This window comes from Streptomyces sp. NPDC012474 (assembly GCF_042955185.1).
Taxonomy (GTDB): domain Bacteria; phylum Actinomycetota; class Actinomycetes; order Streptomycetales; family Streptomycetaceae; genus Streptomyces; species Streptomyces cahuitamycinicus.
Window position 1 is genome coordinate 35,025 of record NZ_JBIBEP010000012.1, and the last position, 20,897, is coordinate 55,921.

At 72.1% G+C, this 20,897-nt stretch carries 12 protein-coding genes; 6 read left to right on the top strand and 6 right to left on the bottom strand.

From position 1 onward, the window contains the following. Nucleotides 1-679: 679 nt before the first annotated feature. The 5 genes from ACFY9S_RS24780 (at nt 680) to ACFY9S_RS24800 (ending at nt 11,590) form a co-directional block, all read left to right on the top strand. Nucleotides 680-3,541, top strand: coding sequence for a glycosyl hydrolase 115 family protein (locus ACFY9S_RS24780; RefSeq protein ID WP_391132032.1), 2,862 nt, complete (start codon nt 680-682; stop codon nt 3,539-3,541). Between the two features lie 316 nt (nt 3,542-3,857). Next, on the top strand, nt 3,858-5,333 hold the full coding sequence (locus ACFY9S_RS24785; protein WP_391132034.1) for a cytochrome P450: 1,476 nt from the start codon (nt 3,858-3,860) through the stop codon (nt 5,331-5,333). Next, nucleotides 5,317-6,321 carry a (-)-alpha-amorphene synthase gene (locus tag ACFY9S_RS24790; protein ID WP_391132036.1) on the top strand — a complete coding sequence of 335 codons (1,005 nt, stop codon included), beginning with the start codon at nt 5,317-5,319 and terminating at the stop codon, nt 6,319-6,321. Before ACFY9S_RS24785 ends, ACFY9S_RS24790 begins: the two co-directional genes overlap by 17 nt. Nucleotides 6,322-6,514: 193 nt before the next feature. After that, nucleotides 6,515-9,424 (top strand): AAA family ATPase, encoded by a 2,910-nt coding sequence (locus ACFY9S_RS24795; RefSeq protein WP_391132038.1) that lies wholly within the window; start codon nt 6,515-6,517, stop codon nt 9,422-9,424. Between the two features lie 243 nt (nt 9,425-9,667). Then, nucleotides 9,668-11,590, top strand: coding sequence for a GDSL-type esterase/lipase family protein (locus tag ACFY9S_RS24800; protein WP_391132405.1), 1,923 nt, complete (start codon nt 9,668-9,670; stop codon nt 11,588-11,590). A gap of 18 nt (nt 11,591-11,608) precedes the next feature. Here the strand turns inward: ACFY9S_RS24800 and ACFY9S_RS24805 are convergent, their stop codons facing one another. Further along, a complete protein-coding gene (locus ACFY9S_RS24805; protein WP_391132407.1) occupies nt 11,609-13,090 on the bottom strand; it encodes a DHA2 family efflux MFS transporter permease subunit in 1,482 nt (493 codons plus the stop codon). A 255-nt stretch (nt 13,091-13,345) separates the two neighbouring features. Between ACFY9S_RS24805 and ACFY9S_RS24810 the strand changes: the two genes are divergently transcribed. After that, nucleotides 13,346-13,951, top strand: a complete 606-nt coding sequence (locus tag ACFY9S_RS24810) for a LuxR C-terminal-related transcriptional regulator (protein ID WP_391132040.1) — start codon at nt 13,346-13,348, stop codon at nt 13,949-13,951. A 263-nt stretch (nt 13,952-14,214) separates the two neighbouring features. Here ACFY9S_RS24810 and ACFY9S_RS24815 read toward each other — a convergent pair whose 3' ends face one another. The 5 genes from ACFY9S_RS24815 to ACFY9S_RS24835 form a co-directional block, all read right to left on the bottom strand. Then, a complete protein-coding gene (locus ACFY9S_RS24815; protein WP_391132042.1) occupies nt 14,215-15,618 on the bottom strand; it encodes a cytochrome P450 in 1,404 nt (467 codons plus the stop codon). Between the two features lie 132 nt (nt 15,619-15,750). Further along, nucleotides 15,751-16,857 (bottom strand): FAD-dependent oxidoreductase, encoded by a 1,107-nt coding sequence (locus ACFY9S_RS24820; protein ID WP_391132044.1) that lies wholly within the window; start codon nt 16,855-16,857, stop codon nt 15,751-15,753. 167 nt (nt 16,858-17,024) lie between these two features. Then, a complete protein-coding gene (locus tag ACFY9S_RS24825; RefSeq protein ID WP_391132046.1) occupies nt 17,025-18,188 on the bottom strand; it encodes a substrate-binding domain-containing protein in 1,164 nt (387 codons plus the stop codon). 47 nt (nt 18,189-18,235) lie between these two features. Next, entirely contained in the window at nt 18,236-19,291 is a 1,056-nt protein-coding gene (locus ACFY9S_RS24830) for an ABC transporter permease (protein WP_391132047.1), read from the bottom strand. Further along, a complete protein-coding gene (locus ACFY9S_RS24835) occupies nt 19,288-20,838 on the bottom strand; it encodes an ATP-binding cassette domain-containing protein (RefSeq protein ID WP_391132049.1) in 1,551 nt (516 codons plus the stop codon). Before ACFY9S_RS24835 ends, ACFY9S_RS24830 begins: the two co-directional genes overlap by 4 nt. Nucleotides 20,839-20,897: the final 59 nt, after the last annotated feature.

The window sequence follows — 20,897 nt, forward strand, 5'->3', positions numbered from 1 at the left end:
CCCCTCCCAATGCAGGGCGTCGAGCCGGTGGGTGTACGCGGCACCAGCCGACTGCGGCGGCCAGGCGCGGGCCGCACGTCGGCAAGGTCCGGATGCGCTCCGTGTCCCGCAGCGCGGCCGGCAGCCCGGTGGTGACGCTGTCCAGGGCCGGCCGGACTTCCCCGGCCAGGTCAGGGCGCTCGGTGGGGCCCTCGCCCGGGTGCGCGTCCCAGCGGGCGTACAGAGCGCGCTGCACCAGCTTGTTCGCCTCGACCCGGTCCCGGAACTCGGCGGCCAAGGCGTCCGGCCGGATCGCGAGGGAGGCTGCCCGGGCCCGGACGTCGTCCAGGCAAGTTCCGCCCCATGGGGGGCGAGGCAGGAGCCGCCTACCGATCACCGCCGGGCTGCGCGACAGGGTCCGTCCCGTCAAGTGCCGCCGCGCGGCGCGTCGTCGGCGGCGACTCCCGTGGCGGCCGCAGTGCACCAATGGACCCACCGCCCCCGTCTGGACGCCCTCGCACAGCCTCGCCTAGGGTGCATCGGTAAGCGCTTTCTAGCCTGCCCATGCCAATCCCCAGTGCGCGCAGCCCCGCCGACGGCCCGTACGAGGAACCGCCGCGGAGCCGGCGCGGAAAGGCAGTGTCCAGTGCCGCAGAGACCGTCGTTCCCCTTCGTGACCCGCAAGTCCTTCTTACGGGGGATGGCAGCCGCCGGCGCCGCTCCCCTGCTTCCCGTGACCGCCGCCGCGGCCGCCCCCTCGGTCCGCCGCCCCGACTTCCCCCTGCTCCGGGACGGCACCGCCGTGGACGTGTACGTGGACGCGGCGGACGACCCTGCCGTCATCCGCGCGGCCGGTGACCTCCAGGCCGATGTGGAGCGCGTCGGCGGAGTGCGACCGAGGCTGCTGCACACCGTGCCGCCGCGCGCCGAACTCCTGGTCCTGGTGGGCACGATCGGCGCGAGCCCGGTGATCGACCGGCTCATCGGACAGCGACGCCTGGACGTCTCAAGGGTGAAGGGCCGCTGGGAGGCGTCCGTCACCCAGGTCGTGGACCGCCCACTGCCCGGTGTGGGGCGCGCCCTGGTCATCGCCGGAAGCGACCGCCGCGGCACGGTCTACGGCGTCTACGACACCTCGGAACGCATCGGCGTCTCGCCCTGGTACTGGTGGGCCGACGTCCCCGTGGTCCGCCGCGAAACGGTGACGGTCCCGGCGGGCCCCCTCGTCCGCCGGGAACCCGCCGTCCGTTACCGGGGCGTCTTCATCAACGACGAGCAGAACCTCACCACCTGGTCCCACCGCACCCAGGAGCCGGACAAGCACATCGGCCCCAGAACCTACGAGCGGGTCTTCGAGCTGCTGCTCCGCCTCAAGGCCAACTACCTCTGGCCCGCGATGCACCCCTACTCCGACTTCTTCAACAAGCACCGCGAGAACCCCGAACTGGCCGACCGCTACGGCATCGTGGTGGGCTCCAGCCACCCCGAGGCCATGCTGCGCAACGGCGTCCACGAGTGGCAGCCGTGGGCCGAGGAGCACCGTAACCCCGACGGCACACTGCCGCTCTACGACTACACGGTGAACCCGGCCGTCATCTCCGACTACTGGCGGGCCCGGGCCCGCCAGAACGCCGCCTACGAGAGCAGCTGGACGATCGGCATGCGTGGTCTGCACGACTCCGCGCTGGAGACCAGGCACGCCACCACCATCCCGGAGAAGGTCGTGGTGATGAACGACATCATCGCCGACCAGCGCCGCATCCTGGCCGAGGAGGTCGGCCCGGCGGCCGAGCCGCAGATCTTCATCCCGTACAAGGAGGTCCTGGAGCTGTACAACGCGGGCGTCGAGGTTCCCGACGACGTGACGCTGATCTGGCCGGACGACAACCACGGCAACATGCGCCAGCTCCCGGACGAGTCCGAGCGCCGCCGCCCCGGCGGCAACGGCATCTACTACCACCTCTCCTACTGGGGACGCCCCCGGAGCTATCTGTGGCTGGACACCACCCAGTTGAGCAAGGTGTGGCAGGAGCTGCGCCGGGTCCACGAGCACCAGGTGGACCGCATGTGGATCTTCAACGTGGGTGACCTCAAGTCGATCGAGACGGGTCTGTCCTTCTGCCTGGACATGGCGTGGGACGTGGACCGCTGGGGCCCCGGCGACGTCGAGGACTTCCTCGTGGAGTGGGCCGGGCGCCAGTTCGGCCGGAGGTACGGCTCGGAGATCGCCGCGATCCGCACCGAGTACTACCGCCTGGCGGCGCAGCGGCGCCCGGAGTTCATCGACAAGGCGGTCTTCTCGACGGTGCACCACGGCGACGAGGCGGGCCGGCGCATGACGGACTACGAGCAGTTGCTGGACCGTGCGCGGCGGCTGGGCGCGAAGCTGCCCGAGGCCTACCGGGACGCCTACTTCCAGCTGGTCGAATACCCCGTTCACGGGGCGTACTTGATGAACCTGAAGTACTACTGGGCGGACCGCAACGCGCTCGCCGTCCGGCAGGGCCGCGGCGCGGGCACCAACCGCTTCGCGGACCTCGCCGAGGCGGCTCACGCCGAGGAGCAGGCGATCACCCGTCGCTACAACACCGTGATCGCGGGCGGGAAATGGGACGGGATCGTCAACCCCTACCCCTCCGAGATCCCGAAGGCGCCGGGCCGCCCGGCCGTGACCAGGATCCCCCGGCAGGAGACGTCGGGCCTGGGCCTGGCCGCCGAGGGCAACGAGACGGGCGCCGGACGCCCGCTGTCGTTCTCCTCCTACACCCGGGACCGCCGCTTCGTTGACGTGTTCAACACCGGTTTCCTCCCGCTGGAGTGGCGGGTCGAGCCGAGCGCCCCATGGATCCGGCTGAGCTCGGCGGGAGGGGAACTCACCGACCAGGTCCGGGTGTGGGCCGAGATCGACTGGCCGCGGGTGCCGCAGGGCACCCACCGCCCGACGCTGACCTTCACCGGTGCCGGCCGGAGCATCGAGGTGCCGCTGCTCGTGGCCGACGACGGGGAGCGGGCGCGCCGGCGGGCCCGCGGCTTCGTCGAGGCCCACGGCTATGTGTCGATCGACGCCGCGCACTTCGACCGCGAGGTGCCGCGTGGTGGGGCGCGGTGGCGGATCGTCCGCGGACTGGGCCGCCGTACGGCCGCCGTCGAGGCGGTACCGACGACGGCACAGCCGGTCACCGAGGACCTCGCCGCCCGCTCACCGGAGCTGCGGTACCGGGTCCGTTTCACCACGGCCGGCACCTTCCCGGTGACGGTGTTCCGGTTGCCCTCCCTGGACGAGCGCGGCAAGCGGCGCCTCGCGGTCGGCCTCGACGACCAGTCGCCGACGGTCCTGTCCGGCCAGGCGGTCGCCACCGGCAACCGGGGCGACGCGTGGGCCCGCAACGTGGAGGAGGGCGTCGAGAAGCTGACGGCCCGCGTGACGGTGTCCGCGCCCGGTGAGCATGTGCTGCGGGTGTTCATGGTGGATCCGGGGATGGCGGTCGACCAGATCGTGATCGAGACGGCCGGGTCGGCGGGCGGGTACCTGGCGCCGCCCGAGAGTTACCGCCGCACCTGACCGCGGGGGCCGGGAGAGGCGTCCCGTCCGCTCGTCGGACGGGACGCCCCTCCAACCAACGGCGTTCTTCTCCGGATTCGGATACACGGAAAAGACGTTGGAAGGCCTCGGAAACCCGAGTGACGGAAGAAGACCATCCGTTCGGGGCGTGCATCGGAAGTGATTCCCCCAGCGCCTTCCCTGTGCACCTGTGCGCCCCCTCGGAGAAAGGGTTCGCCAAGTCGGCGGGAGGCTTGGACTGGGCAGGACATGGTGCAAGCGCCACGTCGGTGAAACGTCACCGTTTTCCCTGGTCGACTGAAGCAGGTGGTATTCGATGAACGGCTGCGTTCCTGAACCGGAACAGGCATGGACGGTTGGTACTGCTCCAGGCATATTCCCATCCATCGGCCACGGTATCGCCTTGTTCCGTCGGCCGCTGGAATTTCTGAATTCTCTTCCCGCGCAGGGCGATCTCGTGGAGATACGCCTGGGCCCTCAGCGAGCCTGGATGGTGTGTCACCCGGAACTGGTGCACCGGATGCTCCGGGACACCCGCACGTTCGACAAGGGCGGTCCGCAGTACGAGAGGCTGCGGGCGCTGATGGGCGACGGCGTCGTGACCTGCCCCCATGCGCAGCACCGGCGCCAGCGCCGACTGCTGCAGCCCACCTTCCGCCCCGCCGGCGTCGCCGCGCAGACGGACGCGATGGCCGAGGAGGCCGAGTCGCTCTGCCGTGACTGGCGCAGTGGGCAGCGCATCGATGTCAGCGCGGCCACGCTGGGCCTGACGACCCGTCTGATCAGCCGGCTCCTGCTGTCCGACTCGCTCTCCCCCGCCGCGGCCGACGAGGTGCGGCACTGCCTCGCCGCCATCGTCCGCGGCCTGTTCGTGCGCACGGTGGTCCCGGTCGACGCCCTGTTCCGTCTTCCCACGCCCGCGAACCGCCGCTACCGGCGTGCGGTGGAGCGAGTGCGCGTACTCATCGACGATGCCGTCGCAGAGCGCCGCCGGGGCACCCCGCGCGACGACCTGCTGGGGCTCCTGCTGGCCGCCGCCGAGGCCGAGGACGGCGGCATCCCGGTCAGCGAACGGGAGGTGCACGACCAGTTGGTGTCCCTCCTGCTCACCGGTTCCGAAAGCCCCTCGATGTGCCTGGCCTCCGCCTTCAGCCTGCTGGCCCGGCACCCGGAGGTGGAGCGGCGGCTGCACGCCGAGGTCGACATCGTCCTCGCCGGCCGGTTACCGGACGTCGACGACCTGCCGCGCCTGGTCTACACCCGGTCCGTCCTCACCGAGACGCTGCGCCACTCCCCGCCCGGCTGGCTCTTCACGCGGGTCACGACCCGGGAGACGGAGCTGGCCGGACAGCCGCTGCCGCGTGGGACCACGGTCCTCTACAGCCCCTACCTCCTGCACCACGACCCCGCGTCGTTCCCCGAGCCCGACCGGTTCCTGCCCGAGCGGTGGCTGGCGGGCGAGACCGCCGCCGGTCCGCACGGGGCGCTGATCCCGTTCGCCGCGGGCAGCCGCAAGTGCATCGGCGACCTGTTCTCCATGGCCGAGATGACGGTGGCCCTCGCGACCGTCGCCGGTCGCTGGCGGCTACGGCATCCGGCCGGGCGCGTCGCGCCCCCGCGCCCCGGGGCGACGCTGGGACCGAGGTCGCTGACGATGATCTGCACAGCGCGTACGGACGCGCCGGGCGGCACCGCGCCGCACGCCGTGGCCCTCGCGCCCGGTTCCCCGACGGCGGCGTCCGGGCCGGAGAAGACCCGGAGGGACGGTGACAACGGTGTCCACCACGCATGAGGAAAGGGCGGCCGTCGCCCGGGACGTGATGCCCGCGACCACCTTGGGGGAGCTGATCGACGCTCACCTCTACATGCCGTTCCCGTTCCGGCGCAGTCCTCACGAAGCGGCGGCCGCGGCAGGTGTCGACCAGTGGCTGCGCGCGACCGGGCTGAGCGAGGAGCCCGGGGTCCCGGCCATGATCTCCCATACCCGTCCGGCAGAGCTGGCGTCCTACAACAGCCCCGACGCGGATCCCGGCGTTCTGGAGCTCGTCGCCCGCCAGATCGCCTACCAGTTCGTCTACGACGACCGTGCCGAGGAGGTTGGCCGGCACCGGCCGGGCCAGTTGCTGCCCATGCTGTGCGAGAGCATCGCGATCCTGCGGGACGGCGCACCGCCCGGTACTCCGCTGGGAGCGGCCCTGTCCGACCTCTACCGGCAGGTCCGGGACCGGTGCACTCCGGCCCAGGCCGCGCGCTGGGCCTGGAAGAGCCGTGAGTACGTGCACGGACTGCTGTACGAGGCGGTGGCCCAGACCCATCCCTCCCCTCTGCGGTCCGGGCTGTGCACCTCGATACGGTCCCTCACCGCGGGAGTCGAGCCCTTCTACCCGCTGTGCGAGGCCGCCCAGCCGTGCGAGCTGACCTCCGGGGAACTCCATCACCCGCTCATGCGGCACCTGAGCCGGCTGTCGGCCGACGCGGCGGTGTGGATCCCCGACCTCTTCTCCGCAGTCAAGGAGCAGCGGTCCGGCGGCGTGATCAACCTTGCCCTCGCCTACCAGCGGGCCCACCAGTGCCCCCTGCCGGTGGCCGTCACCCTGGCCATCCAGCAGATCAACCACACGATCCGCGAGTTCGAAAGGGTCTACGCAGAGATCGAACCGGAGTTGAGCCCTTCGGGCGTCGGCTACGTGGAAGGGATGGCCGGCTGGATCCGCGGCTGCTACTACTGGTCCCGCACCGTGCCGCGCTACGCGGACGCCGGGGCCCCGGCCCTGCGGTGAGGGAGCGCTTCGCCAGGCGGCGGGGCGAGTGCCCATTCGAGCCACGGTACCCGCGGAACCCGCACTTCACGCGGCTTTAGCAGGTCATTCACCCTTCTTCGTCGTGCTCGTTCCAGAATCCGGAACGGTGGCCATCGGGAGGCGTACGCTCGCGCTGCCACTCGATGGCCGACGACAGGAAGCGGTACGGCACATGGCGAACGAGCCGCGGCAACCCACGCCCGAATCACGGCCGTTGCTCGAGCGCCGCAAGGAGCTCCGGGCGCTCGACTCGGCGTTGAACGCCCTGCGGGACACCGTCGACGGCGTGCCCCAGGCGCCACGCGGAGGGCTCGTCGCCTTCACCGGGCCCGGAGGGATGGGCAAGACGGCTCTGCTGACCGAGGCCCGGGCCCGCGCCCGGGCGCAGGGGTTCACCGTGCTGTCGGGCAGGGGCGGTGACAAGGAGCAGGAGCTGGCGTTCCACGTGGTGCGCCAGGTCGTCCAGCCCTCGCTGGCGTCGATGGACGAGCAGGAGCTCCGTACGTTCCTGGGCGGGTGGTACGACATCGTCGCCGCCGCGCTCGGCCTGGTCGCCGCGCCGAGCGGCCATGTTCCGGACCCGACCGGGGTGCGTGACGGTCTGGACTGGGTGATGACGCGCCTCGCGGTGATGAAGTCGCCCGTGGTGCTGCTGCTGGACGATCTGCACTGGGCCGACGTCGAGTCACTGACCTGGCTGGCCTCGTTCGCGCCCCGCGCCGTGGACCTGTCGTTGCTGATCGTCGCCGCCTTCCGGCCCGAACTGCCCCTTGAGGCGGCCGCGTTCAGCACCCCCTCCGCCGACCTGGGGAACCGTCCGTTCACCCTGGCGCCGCTCAGTGCCACGGCCGTGGCACGGATCGTCCGCGACGAGGTGGGCGAGGAGGCCGAGGACGCGTTCTGCGAGGAATGCTGGGAGGCCACCGGCGGAAGCCCGTTCGAGGCGGTCGAACTCTCCATCCGGCTGGGCGAGCGCAATCTGAGGGGCACCAGCGAGGACCTGCCCGCGATGCGCGACCTGGCCGCCGCGGTGAAGGGACCCGGCCTGGTCGAGCGGCTGCAGGGGCTCGGCACCACCACCGTCCGCTTCGCCTACGCCGCGGCCGTCCTCGGGCAGGCCATCTCGCCGGAACTGGCCGCACGTATCGCGGCGGTCGGCAGCGCGGCGGCGGCCGAGGCCACGGAGAAGCTGCGCGCCGCACGCATCCTGGCCGACGGCGAGGGGCCCGGCGGGAGTCTGGAGTTCCTCCACCCGCTGATCGCCACCACGATCTACCGGTCCATCGGGCCGAGCCTGCGGGAGGGCATGCACAACTCGGCCGCGGAGGCCGTGCGGGCGGCGGGGCTCGGCTGCGCAGCCGCGGCCCGGCACCTGCTGGAGGTGCCCTGCGAGGGCAGCACCGAGGCTGTCGCCTGTCTGCGGGAGGCCGCCCGTGAAGCCCTGCACTCCGGCGCCCCGGAAGCGGCCCGGCGGCTGCTGAACCGGGCCCTGCAGGAGCCGCCGCAGCCGGAGGAGCGTGCCGCGCTGCTGCACGAACTGGCCTGCGCGACCTTCCTCATCAAGCCCACGGCCACCGTGGCGCATCTGCGGGAGGCGCTCGCGGAACCGGGCATCGACCCGGAGCTGCGTGCCTCGATGGTGTACCGGCTGACCCAGGCGCTGGCCCACACCGACCGGATGGCGGAGGCCGCGACGGTGGCCGCCGACGAGGCGCGGCGGGCCGGCGCCCACCCCCGGATCCGGCTGCGGATGCAGGCCGACCAGTTCGTGTGGAGTGCGTTCCGCACCGACGAGGCTGACTCGTCCGGCCGGTCGCGGGCGCTGGCCCGGCTCGCCGACCGGCTGGCCGGCCGCGGTCTGGAGGAGCGCTACATCCTCGGGTTGCGCGCCTGGGACGCCATGATGCGCGGCGAGCCCCGGCAGAAGGCCCTCACGTACGCCGAGGAGGCCCTGCGCGGCGGACTGAGCTGGATCCATGAGAACCGGGGCTTCGAGGTTCCCGTCTCGGTCGCGCTGGTGTTCATGTACTGCGACCAGCCGCGGCGTGCTGAGGAACTGTTCGCCAAGGGCATGGCCGAGTGCGAGTCGAAGGGCTGGCGCGGCTCCCATCTGGCCCTCGGCCAGACGCTCTCCGGGTACATCCGGTATCGCCGCGGCTGCCTGGCCGAGGCCGAGAACCTGGTGCGGGAGGGTCTGGGCATCGCCGACCGGGTGGAAGGCGCGGTGCCCGCCCAGTGGTTCGCCATCGGCATCCTGATCCAGACCCTGCTGGCCCGCGGCCGCGTCGTGGCGGCCCGGCGGCTCGCCGACAAGTACCACTACGGCGACGTCATCCCGAACGCCGTCATCTACCCCGATCCGCGCACCGTCAGCGCCGAACTGCTCCTGGCGGAGGGCCGGCCCGAGGACGCCGTCCCCCTGCTGTCCGGCGTGGGCGCGTGGCTGGAGGGCCGGGACTGGCGCAACCCGGCGTGGTGTCCCTGGCAGCTGGGACTTGCCAGGGCTCTGTCCCGCAGTGCTCCCGACCGGGCGGTACGCCACGCGCAGGACGCCGTGAAGCGGGCCCGGGACTTCGGCGCGGCATCCGCGATCGGCCAGGCGCTGCACGCCGAGGCGGAGGTGACGGGAGGTGAGGCGGGGCTCGATCTGCACGCGCAGGCCGTCGACCATCTGCAGCGGTCGCCCGCCGCGTACGAACTGGCCCGTGCCCTGGTCGGTCACGGCGCCGCGCTGGCTCGCGTCGGCCGGCTGCACGACGCCGCCGATCGGCTCTACCAGGGCCTGGAAAGCGCGGTGCACTGCGGTGCCGAGGGCCTCGCCGCCCGGGCCAGGCGGGTACTGTCCGCGGCGGGACTGCGCCCGTTGCCCCTGCGGTACGCGCAGACGGACACGCTCACCGCGCAGGAGCGCAAGGCCGCCGAGATGACGGCGGGGTGCCACACCCCTGCGGTCGTCGCCAAGGAGTTGCACCTCACGGAGGAGGGTGTGCGCCAGCTGCTCTCGTCCGTGTACCGCAAGATCGGCACGGACGCGGCGGGCCTGGCCGAGGCACTGGAGACGTTCCCCCGGCCGCGTCCGTGACCCAACGTGTCCTTGCCGGCGTCAGGTGCCGTCGACGGGGCAGTCACCCCGGCAGGCACGGGTCACCGATTCCTCAACTTCCCTTCTCGACCGATCTCTTGACGCTGAACCGTTTCAATGGTTCTCTCGGAAGACTGCTTTGGGAGCGCTCCCACCCCACCCCCACGTGAAGGGAACCCCGTGCAGATCTCCCCCCACACCTGTCCTAGACGTACCCTGCCGGCCCTGCTCGCGGCCGTGCTCATGGCCTGCCTGCTGTCCTGGGCCGGCGGCGCTGCCGCGCAGGCCGCGCCGGGTGACGGCTCCGTTTCCGATCCCAACATCGCGTACGTCGGGCGCTGGGACACCTCCTCGGGCTCCGCCGCGGTGCCCCACTGGACCGGCGCCTATCTGCAGACCGGCTTCACCGGCACCACGGTCAAGGTCAGGGCCAGGAACGCGGTCAACTTCTACGCGAGCGTCGACGGCGGCCCCGACGTCTTCCACGCCGGCGTGCGCGGCACGGTGAACCTCACTCCCCGGCCGCTGTCCCCCGGTACTCACACCCTGCGCCTGACCTACCGTTCCGGTGACACCGTCTTCCAGGGCCTGGTCCTGGACCCGGGGGCCCGGACCGTCGCCGCCGAAGCCCCGGCCGGACTGGTGGAGTTCGTCGGCGACTCCATCACGGCGGGGGCCCTCACCGACCGGCTGGCGCTTGACTCCTACGCCTGGAAGACCGGCGAGCGGCTGGGCATGCGGCACACGCAGATCGCCCGCTCCGGGTACTGCCTCGTCGCGCAGTCGGGATGCGCCGGGCTGAGCGGGCAGTTCTTCAGGACGGCGAGCACGGGTGGCGCGAACTGGGACTTCTCCCGGTACCGTGCCGACGCCGTCGTCATCAACCTCGGCACCAACGACATCGGGCACGGCGTGTCGGGCGCCGCCTTCCGGTCGGCCTACACGACCTTCCTGCGCGACGTGCGCGCCAAGTACCCCGCGGCGCATCTCTTCGCGGTGCAGACGCTGAAGAAGCGCTACGTCGGCGAGACCAGGGCCGCCGTCGGTGCCCGCAACAGCGCCGGTGACGCGCGGGTGCACTTCGTCGACACCACGGGCTGGCTCACGGACGGCACCCACTACGAGGACGGCAACGGGCACCCGAACGAGGCGGGTCACACCAGGTTCGCCGAGCGCCTGGCCCCGGTCGTGCGCTCCCGGCTCGGCAGCGGTGCCACGGTGAAGGCGGCGGCCCCCGGGCAGCCCGGCGACCCGAACATCAAGTTCGTCGGCCGCTGGGACACCCGCTCCAGCACCGCCTACACCCCGTACTGGGCCGGCGCGTACTACCGGGCCGGATTCACCGGCCGGACGGTCAAGCTGAAGCAGCGGGGCACCATCGACCTGTGGGCGCGGATCGACAACGGCCCGGTGAGGTTCTTCAACGACGTCAAGGGCACGGTGAACCTGACCCCCTCGGCCCTCTCCCCCGGCAACCACACCCTCCAGGTCAACTACCAGGTGGTGGCCGGTTCGTACAAGGGCGACGCGGTCTTCCAGGGGCTGGTGCTGGACAGTGGCGCGACGACGTTCGCACCGCCGGCCCCGGCCAAACTCGTCGAGTTCGTCGGCGACTCGATCACCGTGGGCACGACGACCTCGCAGAACGCCCGCACCGCGTACGGCTGGCTGATCGGGGAGCGGCTGGGCGTCGAGCACACTCAGATCGCGCAGGGCGGTGCGTGTCTGGTGGCCGCGGCGGACGGATGCGTGGGTCTGGAGCGGCAGTTCACCAAGCTCAACCCGAACGCGACGACGCCCGACTGGAACTTCTCCCGCTACCGGGCCGACGCGGTCGTGATCAACCTCGGCACCAACGACGTGGGACACGGGGTGAGTGCGGCGCAGTTCCAGTCGGCGTACAGCAGTCTGCTGCGCAAGGTGCGGGCCGCGTATCCGCAGGCGTGGATCTTCGCACTGGAGACGTTCCGCGGGCGGTTCGTCCCGCAGACCGAGGCCGCGGTGAAGGGCGCCGTCGCCGGGGGTGACGCGCGGGTGTCCTTCGTGGACACGACCGGCTGGCTGGGGTCGGGTGATCTGACGGACTCGGTGCATCCCAACGACCGGGGGCACCGGGTCATAGCCGACCGGCTGGCACCGGTGATCGCAGGGAGGATCGGGGCGTAGCGGCTCCGGGAGCGGGCCTCACACCGGGCCGGGGCCCGCTCCGCCCTTGAGACGTTCGAGGTCCGAGGGCCGGACCTGGATGACGAGCAGGGCGATCAGCGCGGCCACGGCGGTGAAGATCGCCGCCATGATGAAGGCGGCCGAGACACCGGCGGTGAGGATCTCGTCGGACCAGGGTTTGGGCAGTTGGCCGGTGCGTTCGAACCGGATGCGCTCGGCCGGGGTCGCCTGTTGCAGGAAGGCCGGGACCTGCTGGTCCGCCTCGTTGGTGCTGGCCGTTCCGTACATCGTGACCAGGATGGACAGTCCGAGGGAACCGCCGACCTGCTGGGTGGCGTTGAGGAGTCCGGAGGCCGCGCCGGTCTCCGGCGTGGGCACGTTGGACAGCGCCATGAGGGTCAGTGACACGAACTCCATGCCCATGCCCAGGCTGAAGACGAGCATCGGTCCGAGGACGCTGCCCGCGTAGGTGGAGTGGACGTCGGTGAGGGTCAGCCAGGCCAGGCCCGCCGCCGCCAGGATCGCGCCCATCACCATGAACGGTTTGGGCCCGTAGACGGGCAGGAACCGCGAGGCGAGTCCGGCGCCGACGGCGATGACCGCGCTGACGGGCAGGAAGGCCAGTCCGGCCGCGAGCGGACTGTATCCGAGCACGTTCTGCACGAAGAGCGTGAGGAAGAAGAACATGCCGAAGATGGCGGCGGCCAGGCACAGCATGATGCCGTAGGTGCCCGCGCGGTTGCGGTCGGCGAACATGTGCAGCGGCGTGATGGGTTGTTTCGAACGACGCTCGATCAGGATGAAGGCCACCAGGAGGACGACCGCTCCGGCGAACGAGGCGAGGGTGAGCGGGTCCCGCCAACCGTCCTGCGCGGCTCTGATGAAGCCGTAGACGAGCAGCACCATGCCCGCGGTGGAGGTGAGCGCGCCGGTGACGTCGAAGCGCCCCGGGTGGCGTTCGGACTCCTTGATGTAACGCGGTGTGGCGAGCACGATGAGCAGTCCGATGGGCACGTTGACGAACAGCACCCACCGCCAGTTCAGCCACTCCACCAGCATGCCGCCGGCGAGCAGGCCGATCGCGCCGCCACCGGCCGAGACCGCGGCGAAGACCCCGAAGGCGCGGTTGCGTTCCGGTCCCTCGCGGAAGGTGGTGCTGATCAGAGCGAGGGCGGTCGGGGAGGCGATGGCGCCACCGACGCCCTGCAGGGCGCGGGCGCCGAGGAGTTGGCCGGCGTTCTGGGCGAATCCGCCGAGCAGGGACGCGAACACGAAGAGCAGCACGCCGAAGATGAAGACGCGCCGCCGGCCGAGGATGTCTCCGGCCCGGCCTCCGAGCAGCAGCAGACCACCGAAGGTGAGGGTATAGGCGTTCACCACCCAGGACAGGCTCGTGGTGGAGAAATCCAGTGAACTCTGGATGTGCGGCAGCGCGATGTTCACGATGGTGATGTCGAGGACCACCATCAACTGGCACGAGGCGATGACCAGCAGCGCCATCGCATTGCCGCCACCACCGGATTCCCTGGTGGTGGTCGCCTGTGGCGAAGCCGGCTGCGGGCTGCTGCCTGCGGTGTCCACCGTTCGACGGTACGCCCGGCTCCCAGGGCTCACCACTCGATCACCCTCGGCCTGCGGCAGCGGCTCGAGCAGGGCCGTCGGTTGCGGTGCGGCTCGAACTGAAATATCCGCGCGGTGCGGCGATAATCCGATCAAGGTGGCCCAGTGGCCCCGTACGGCTGAGAGGGAGCGACAGTGATCCGCGTTCTTCTCGTCGAGCGGACCCGTCTCGTGCGGGGAGCGTTCGCCGCTCTGCTGTCGCGGGAGGACGACATCGAGGTCGTCGCCGAGGCCGACGGCAACGGTGACGTGGTCGCGCGTGCCCTTGAGTGCCGTCCGGACGTGGCGGTGATCGGCGTGGACTCCAGGGAGGGCGAGGAGGTCGCCGTCCGGGGCGAGCTGCGGGCGCGGCTGCCGGAGTGCCGGATGCTGCTGATGATGGCCTCGACGACACCCGAGCGGCTGCGTCGCATGCTCGATCTGCACGCCGCCGGTGTCATCAGCACCAACGCCCCGCCGGACCGGCTGGTCCACGGCGTCCGCAAGCTGGTGAGGGGACAGCGGTTCGTCGACCCCGAGTTCGCGCTGGCCGCGCTGGACGCGGGTGCGAACCCGCTGACCCCGCGCGAGGTGGAGGTCCTGCGGCTGACCGCCGACGGTACGCCCACGCGGGAGGTCGCCGAGCGGCTGTGCCTGTCCGCCGCGACGGTTCGCAACCATCTGTCGGCGATCACCCGGAAGACGGGCGGCCGCAGTCGGATCGACGCGGTCCGGATCGCCACGGAGTCGGGCTGGGTGTGAGCCCCGCACCCCTTCCCACGCCCGGTTCCGCCCCCGTCCCGCTCCGTCCCGCGCCCTGGCAGAAGAACGGCCGGGCAGGTCATCGAGGTGTACCTGCCCGGCCCCCGCGGGCCCTCGCGCCCTGTCCCGGGATCTGTCACGAGCATCGCAGCACGGGCGCCCTGCGGACCAGCACCTTTTGTCACGTGTGCGGTGTGAAAGCGTCATCCCGGGACCGTGAGGAACGCCGATGCGGAATGGGCGTTCGACTCGGTCCTTCCGGATCAGCGGCCGCCGCGGATGAGGCCCGTCAGATAGCGCCACAGCGAGGAGCGCTGCCGCGCGGCCGGGTCCGGCAGGACCTCCTCGGCCACACCCGGTGCGGGGGCGTCCGCCCGCGGCCGCGGGGGCGGCGCGGAGGCGAGTTCGTACCGCACCGGCAGGGAGCGCAGGCCTCGCATGAACGGCGAGGAACGCCACGGCAGTTGGTCGGCGGGCAGGGCGAGGCCGAGGTGGTCGAACCGCTCGAACAGGCGCCCCACACCGGCCGCCGCGACGGCCGAGGCGAGCTCCCGCGCCGGGCACTGGCGTGGTCCGGCTCCCCAGGACAGGTGGGCCCGGGTGCTGATGGTGGTGCCCGAGGCGACGTGGTCGGCGAAGAGCGGGTCGGCGTGGGCGGCGCCCGGGGAGACCCACACGGGGTCACCGGCCCGGATGGTGTAGTTGCCGAGCGGGGTGTCCCGGGCCGCGAAGCGAGGGACGAAGTTGACCAGGGGCGGCTTGCGCATGACCACCCGGTTCATGCTCTCCCTGACCATGCCGGCGGACAGGCTGGCGCGCACGCTGCCCTCGCCCGAGATGACCTCCACGACGGTGTTGGAGATGAGGATGCCGACGTGGTCGGAGGTCATGCCCAGCAGCATGAACAGTTCGCGGGCGAGCTGGTCGAGCGACAGGTCCGGGTGGGCGGCCAGCAGGTACGAGGGGAAGTCGTCACCCGGCTTCTCCAGCTTCAGCGCGCCCAGTTCGGCCAGCGTCGCCAGCAGGCGTTCCAGTGCGGCCTCGGCGTCCGGGCCGGCGTCGAGCACCCGCCACATGTCCATCAGCGCGTCGTCGCCCTGTGAACCGGGGAAGCCCAGCAGGTGGCTGGCCACCATCAGCGGCAGCGGCCGGGAGAACTGCGCGGACAGGTCCGCCCCGCCGGTCGCGCCGCCCTGCCCGACGAGGGTGATCAGTTCGTCGGCGTAGGCCGTGACGGCGGCCTTCAGACGCTTGGCCTGCGGGTGGCGGGGGTCCTGGAAGGGTTTGAGGGCGACGTCCCACGCGGTGCGCAGCGGCCGGTAGCCGGGGCCGCCCTGGATCAGGATGTGGTTGACCTCCAGGGAGGGCCCGAGCGGCCAGTCGGACGGCACCCTGCCCTCGGTGCGGGCCCGCCAGTTCTCCAGACCCTTGGGCCAGCCTTCGTCGTCCTGGAGCACCTGGAGCGACTCGCGGTAGCCGAGCACCAGCCAGGCCGGCACCCCCAGAAGATCGACCGGCGCGACCGGGCCGTGCTGCCGGCGCAGCCGCTCGTACACGAGCGCGGGACGCACCTCGTAGTCCCTGGTCAGCAGCGGTTCGGGAGCGAGCGTCTCCAGGCTCGTGCCGTCCAGGTCCACGGATCCGCCGTCACCCCGCTGGGATTCCATCTCTTGCCACCCTCCGACACGCCCTGTACCGGCGCACCATCAGTCGGTAGCCGGAAACGGTGGGGACCCTACCCCAGTGCGAACTCGCGGGTAACGACGGGGGTGGGGCGGTGGGAGCGGCCGAGCCGCGGGTCAGGCCGCCGTGTAACCGAGTTGACGGCGTATGTAGGGCGTCATGAGGCTCTTCGCCTTGGCCAGGGTGGTGGTGCGGCTGCCGAGGACGGCGGACTCGCCGCCCGGCACGGGCAGGACGGTCAGGCCGTGGGCGGGGCCGAAGGGCACGATGAGCGGGGTGCGCTGGATCGGTCGGTAGAAGCGCGGTTCCTTGCGGTGCTTGCCTGAACTCTGCAGGTAGGAGCGGATGTTGTGGGCGGCGATGTCCGCCTGGGCGAGGGCGGCGGGGGTGATCTTGAGTTCGCTGACGTCGTTCACGTCGCCGACGGCGAACACGTCCAGCCGGCCTTCGACCCGGAGCGTCCGGTCGACCTTCACGCGCCCGGCTCCGTTGAGCCAGTCGCCGTGGCCGGCCAGGCGCAGCCAGAGCGTGTTGGGGGTGGTGCCGGTCGCCCAGAAGGACAGGTCGGCGTCGAGGACGGTGCCGCGGGCGTCGCGGTAGGTGCCGAAGTCGTTGCCGGGAGACATGAACGAGTCGAGCCGCACCTCCACGTCGTGGGACTCCAGCCAGGCCAGGGCCTTGCGTCCCGGGCGGGCACTGCCCGTGGAGTCGAGCAGGGCGGGCCCGGAGTGGGCGAGGGTGACCCGGGCGTCCGGGCGGGCGAGGCGGATCTCGGCACTGAGTTCGACGCCGCCGGGGCCACCACCGACGACCAGGACGTGTTCGGCCGTGGCGATGTTGCGCTGGTGCTCGGCGAAGGACTTGGCCGCTTCCTCGGTCGTGGTGCCGGTGAAGCGGGCCGGCTCGGGGTAGTCGGCGCCGGTGGCGATCACGACCACGTCGTACGGCAGCCGCTCGCCGGTGGCGAGGACGACCTGCCGCTCGGTGGTGTCGATGCGTACGGCCTTGCCGGTGGCCACCCGGCCGTGGCGCAACAGTCGGTCGTAGGGGATGAACGGAGTGTGCGTCCACTCGGGGCGCACTCCTGCGCGCAAGGAGGCGATGCGGTGGAAGAAGACCTCCTTGCGGTCCACCAGAGTGACCCGGGCCGTGCCGTCCAGCCGTCTGGCCAGCCGGACACCGGCGTAGCCGCCGCCGATCACCACTACGTCGCCGTCGTACACAACCGGATCTCCTGTGCCTGGTGGGGGGTGCGAGGGCCGCCGCGGACGGGCCCCGCTCGGATCGGCCCCCGACGGCCACTCGACTGACGCGACAGTAGCCCTTGAAAGTTAAAGGGATTCTGAGGTTCCGTGCATGTTCCGTGAAGGGATCGGCACGCGGCAGGCCGTCATCTTCCCCAGATCTTCCGGTAGGCCTCGCGGTAGCCCGAGGGGTCCCAGCTGGTGGCGCCCTCGCTGTTGCCGGCCGTGGCGATGTGCACGGGGGCGACGTACCCGCTGTCGGGACGGCCGGAGAAGGCGCGGTTGAACTCGTCGACGATCTGCCAGCCCTGCAGGGACAGCGGCTCGGGCACGGTGGCGGCCTGGTACTGCCTGCTGTTGACGCGCTGGAAGGCGGACGGGTCGCCGTCGCCGGCCCCGATGTTGAAGGGAGGCCCGGAGCCCTTCTCGCCGGCGGCCCGGAAGGCGGGGGCGGCGTCGGCGAAGTACAGGTCGTTGATGGCCACGGAGTGGGTCCAGCGGTCCTGGAAGCGGGAGAGCAGGGAGGAGATCTCCCGGGGGGTGCGGGTGCTGGCGTCGGGGATCGGGATGTTCTCCACCGAGAGCAGCCGCACCCCCTGGCAGCTCGTCAGCTCCTCGCGGATCAGGTCGGACTTGTTGCGCGCGAAGGGGATCGACGCGTCGGTGATGAGCACCACCCCGGCGCGGCCGTTCGAGTCGGAGATGATCCACTGCGCACTGATGCGGGCGACGTCCTGGACGCGGGTGGTGACGTTGGTGAAGAGGTCGGGCTGCCGACTCGGGCCGGGGTCGGGGACCGCGTGCCAGCCGATGAGCGGGATGCGCTGCGCATTGGCCCGGGCGGCCTGCTGGGCCGTCGAGTCGGGGTCGAACCCGCCGATGACGATGCCCGAGGGCCGCAGGGCGACGGCTTCGCTCATGGCCGCCTGGATGCCGGCCGGGGTACCGCCGCCGTCGATCACCCGGACGTTCCAGCCGATGGCCCGCGCGGCGTCGCGCACCCCGTTCGCCGCGCCCGCGACACCGGGATTGGTCATGGTCTGGGCGACGAAGACCAGGCTTTTGCCGGACACGGCCTCGGGGCCGCCCGTGGGCCCTCCCCAGGGGATGTCGGTCCGCTCGGCCCGGGTGACGGCTTCCCGGGCCCGGGCCTGGACGGTGGGGCAGCCGCTCGGGCCCGTCGCGGTCTCGTCCGCGCCGTCGGAGGAACCGCGTTCGCAGCCGGTGAGGGCGGCGGCCGCGGCCAGCAGGGCGCAGGAGGCGAGCCGCGCGGTGCGGACGGCTGGGGCGGCCTTGCGGGTGCGGTGCACGGGAACTCCAGTGAGGGGATCGACGCGGCGGGGCGTGCCGAGAGGGGTCAGGGCGGGGCCGTGCCGTCCGCGCCCGCCGTGGAGGACGGGGGCGGAGCGGCGGGTGCGTCGCGGGCCGCGCCGCCGCGCATCCGGCGGCGGGCCGCGTATCCGGCCAGGCCCACGGCGATGAGCAGGGTCCCGCCGTTGAACAGCGGGACCGTCCAGAACTCGGCGCCCAGCTGGGCGATGCCGGTGAGGCCGACGGCGAGGACCGCGACGGCGACGACGGTGCCGAGGGCGTTGGGCCGGCCGGGCTTGATCGCCGTGGAACCGAGGAGGGCGCCGACGAAGGCGGGCAGCAGGTAGTCGAGGCCCACGCTCGGGTTGCCGATCTGCTGCTGGGCGGCGAGCAGCACACCGGCGAAACCGACGATCAGGCCCGAGGCGGCGAACGCGTAGACCGTGTACCTGCGGGTCGGGATGCCCACGAGGCCGGCCGCGCGCGGGTTCGACCCGACGACGTACAGGTACCGGCCCAGCGGCAGCCGCTCCAGCACCAGCCAGAGGACGGCCGCGAGGGCGAGCACGTAGAAGGCGGGGACCGGGAGGCCGAGGAACGAGGAGTCGTAGAGGTCGGTGAACGCGGGCGGCAGGCCCTGCGGGCCGGGGACGATCCGGCCGCCGTCGGTGATCCAGCCGGTCACGGCGTACATCATGCTGCCCGTGCCGAGGGTGGCGATGAAGGAGTCGATCCGGCCGAACTCGACGATGACGCCGTTGACGACGCCCACCACCAGCCCTCCGGCGAGCACGGCGAGGCAGGCGAGCGGCCAGGGCCACCCCGCGTTCACGACGAGCTGGAGCACCATCACATGGGCCAGGCCGAGGCCGTAGCCGATGGAGAGGTCGAACGCGCCGGTGACGATGGGCACCATGGCGGCGAGCGCGAGGACGGCCGGGATCGACTGGTTGGACAGGATCGAGTCGACGGTGTCCAGCGTGGGGAAGGTGTCCGGCAGGGCGAGGGAGAAGACCAGGTAGAGCAGGGCGGTGAGGGCGAGCAGGCCGTAGGCGCCGATGTGGTGTCCACCGGGGCGGCGGCGCGGCCGGGGCGGCGTCACGGGTGACCGGCCTCGGACGGGGGCATGGCCGAGGCCGCCCGGGTCAGTCCGGCGACGGTGAGGGCGGGGCCGCTCAGTTCGGCCGTCACCGTTCCGCGCACGAAGACCAGCGTGCGCCGGCACACGGTCGCCACCTCCTCGAAGTCGGTGGACAGCAGCAGCACGGCGAGGCCCGCCTCCAGCGCCTCGTGCAGCAGGCGGTGGATCGCGGCCTTGGCGCCGACGTCGACGCTCGCGGTCGGCTCCTCCAGAATCAGCAGCCGCAGGTCCGTCCGCAGCCAGCGGCCGATCATGACCTTCTGCTGGTTCCCGCCGGACAGCGTGGCGATGGGGCGCTCGCTGTCGCGGGGTCGCACCGAGAACCGTTCGATCAGGGCGGCGGCCCGGGCGCGTTCACCGCGCGGGCCGATCCACCGCGGTGCGGGCAGGCCTCCCGCCCGGGGGTTCGCCAGGAGGTTCTCCCGTACGGTCAGCTCGGCGAGGCAGCCCTCCCGCAGCCGGTCGCCCGGCACCAGGCCGACCCCGAGGGCGACGGCCTGCGCGACCGTACGGGGCCGGTACGGCCGCCCGTTCAGCAGGACCCGCCCGTCCAGGAGAGGCAGGGCGCCGGCGAGGGCGCGGCCCAGGTCCATGTGCCCGGCGCCGGAGAGGCCGACCAGACCGAGGACCTCCCCGGCCGCGAGCTCGAAACGGACGGGTCCGGCCCGGGCGGTGCGCACGCCGTCGAGGGCCAGGACGGGCGCCGTGCCGGCCGGAGTCCTGGCAGGGCGGTGGACGGCCGGTTCGTCCGCCTCGCCGACGATGTCGCGGACCAGCCGCGCGGGGCTGTGACCGGCGAGCCGGCCGTGGCTGACGACGCGACCGTCCCGCAGGACGGCGAAGTGGCCGGCGACCCGGTACACCTCGTCCAGGCGGTGGCTGACGTAGAGCACGGCGTGCCCGCGGTCGCGCAGATCGTGCAGGACGCGGAAGAGCCGGGCGCAGTCCGCGGCGGGCAGGCGGGCGGTCGGCTCGTCGAGGACGATGAGCCGCGCGCGTGCCGCCAGGGCCCGGGCGATCGCGACCAGCGAGCGGTCGGCCGGTGCGAGGCCGGAGACCGGCGTGTCCGGATCGAGGTGGGCGGCGACGATCCCCAGGGCTTCGACACATCGGGCACGGGTGCGCCGCCAGGAGATGAGCCCGGCCCGGCGCCCGTACCCGGTGGTCAGGGCGATGTTCTCGGCGACCGTCATCCACTCCACGAGACCCAGGTCCTGGTGGATGAAGGACATGCTCCGGGTGGCGGTGGGGCTGCCGAGGGGGTCCCCGGCGACGGTGATCTGCCCCGCATCGGCGTGATGGACTCCGGCGAGGATCTTGATGAGCGTGGACTTCCCGGCGCCGTTGGGCCCGAGCAGGGCGAGGACGCTGCCGGGACGGACGTCGAGGTCGGCCCCGGCCAGCGCGACGGTGCCGCCGAACCGCTTGCTGAGTCCGCGGATCCGGACCAGGGGTTCCGGCCCGAAGGGTGAAGCCGTCTCCGGGGGCGTGTCGGGAGCGTCGCGCACTCGATCAAATTACAGCATTTCGGGCATTTTTCGGACCGCTGCGCCTCCGACGGGGCGTG

Excerpts from the sequence above, each read along its gene's own strand:
- ACFY9S_RS24780 (WP_391132032.1), top strand. The coding sequence starts at position 680 with ATGGCAGCCGCCGGCGCCGCTCCCCTGCTTCCCGTGACCGCCGCCGCG.
- ACFY9S_RS24785 (WP_391132034.1), top strand. The coding sequence starts at position 3,858 with ATGAACGGCTGCGTTCCTGAACCGGAACAGGCATGGACGGTTGGTACT.
- ACFY9S_RS24795 (WP_391132038.1), top strand. The coding sequence starts at position 6,515 with ATGGCGAACGAGCCGCGGCAACCCACGCCCGAATCACGGCCGTTGCTC.
- ACFY9S_RS24800 (WP_391132405.1), top strand. The coding sequence starts at position 9,668 with ATGGCCTGCCTGCTGTCCTGGGCCGGCGGCGCTGCCGCGCAGGCCGCG.
- ACFY9S_RS24805 (WP_391132407.1), bottom strand. The coding sequence starts at position 13,090 with ATGGCGCTGCTGGTCATCGCCTCGTGCCAGTTGATGGTGGTCCTCGAC.
- ACFY9S_RS24815 (WP_391132042.1), bottom strand. The coding sequence starts at position 15,618 with ATGGAATCCCAGCGGGGTGACGGCGGATCCGTGGACCTGGACGGCACG.